The 1,452-nt window shown below is 40.6% G+C and carries 2 protein-coding genes; one reads left to right on the top strand and one right to left on the bottom strand.

What is annotated here, in order from left to right; all coding sequences use genetic code 11:
* Positions 1–136 precede the first annotated feature (136 nt).
* Complete coding sequence (locus ACO4PX_RS09785; protein ID WP_485572499.1) at positions 137–652, bottom strand: nitroreductase family protein; 516 nt, start codon at positions 650–652, stop codon at positions 137–139.
* Between the two features lie 244 nt (positions 653–896).
* On the opposite strand from ACO4PX_RS09785, the gene ACO4PX_RS09780 reads away from it, so the two are divergent.
* A complete protein-coding gene (locus ACO4PX_RS09780) occupies positions 897–1,244 on the top strand; it encodes a winged helix-turn-helix transcriptional regulator (RefSeq protein ID WP_485572497.1) in 348 nt (115 codons plus the stop codon).
* The last annotated feature ends 208 nt before the right edge of the window (positions 1,245–1,452 follow it).

Here is a 1,452-nt window from a genome sequence, read left to right as displayed (position 1 = left end):
AGCGACTAATCTAAAGTCTCATTTTAGATTAGTCGCCGTATAAAGTCTTGTTTTGTTTAAGATATTTTCAGATTATTTTTCGGATGTCTAAAAATCACTCCATTTTCATACAAAAGCCTTCTGCCGGAGTTCCTAGCTATAGCATCTTCACCATTTCTTCAAGAGGTCTATACTTCTCATGCATCGGTGCCGGCATTGCGTCATCCGCAGCATAGCCTAGAGGCATCAGGCATACCAGCTTTACAGACTTTGGCAAATGAAATACTTCTGCCGTCTCAGTATTTGGGAACCCATCCACCCATACAGAGCCCAGTCCCAGCTCCGCCGCCTCAAGCATCATATGATCAGCCACAATGGAGGCATCCTGCTGACCGGATAGAATTCCCTCTTCCATTTCATTCCGATATTGCTCGGACTCCTCATAGCCAATCATCAGAATCGTTGGCGCATTGTACGCACATCTGGTAAGGGAACGAAGCTTTTCAATTCCTTCCGTACTTTGCACAACATAAATTCTGGCAGACTGCTTGTTTCTGGCACTGGGTGCGATATGCGCCGCCTCTAAAATCTTATCCAGCTTATCTTTTTCTATCTGCCTCTCGCTATAATTACGAACAGAGTAACGACTCTTTGCCAGTGTTATATAATCCATGATTTTCTCCCTCTTTTCTTCCTACTATATTTTGTTCTGTTCTATGCGTTCATCTCTGTTGGATATCATTATTTCTTACCAACTTGACGTTGCTATCTTAAACAGTTAATATACTTCCAGCTAGAATGCACTTTTTAGTAAGATACTCACTTTTCAGTAATATACTTACTTTTTAGAAACCATGATAAAGTCTTGATTTTATTGACTTTTTCTACGAATTTCCGGAAGAATTTGGAGCAAAAAAATGACAAAAAAAATTTCAAATTCAGAAAAATTGTTTCATTGTCCTGTAGAGGCAACGCTCTCTCAGATTGGCGGAAAGTACAAAATGATTATCCTTTGCCATCTCATCCACGATGGAACCTTGCGATATAATGAGCTACAAAAATATATTCCTCAAGCCACCGCCAAAATGTTGACACAGCAGCTTAAGGAATTAGAACATGACGGAATAATCCATAGGAAAGTCTACCCTGTGATTCCGCCCAAAACCGAATATTCCCTTACGGAGAGAGGAAAAACCCTTACAGACATTATCCATTCCATGCGGGACTGGGGACGCAAGTATATGGCCGGAAGCTTTGAAGAATAAGGCAGAATTACCGCCTGTAAGTAGCTTGTTTTTGGACTGTAAATAAATTTTATGCCTTCTCCATTTCCATAAAAAGAGCAGTTAAAGCCCTGTAATCCAGATACTGCACTCCTTCCTTTCCCTCCTGAATCATGCCTGCCAGCCTACTCTTATAATAACAGTCCATCGCCTCTTCTAAAGATAAATGCAACTCTTTTGCAATATTCTG

This window comes from Oribacterium sp. (assembly GCF_057249185.1).
This window is presented reverse-complemented; position numbering and strand designations above follow the sequence as displayed.

Bases quoted from the DNA above. Each gene is read 5' to 3' on its own strand.
- ACO4PX_RS09785 (WP_485572499.1), bottom strand. From the start codon at position 652: ATGGATTATATAACACTGGCAAAGAGTCGTTACTCTGTTCGTAATTAT.
- ACO4PX_RS09780 (WP_485572497.1), top strand. From the start codon at position 897: ATGACAAAAAAAATTTCAAATTCAGAAAAATTGTTTCATTGTCCTGTA.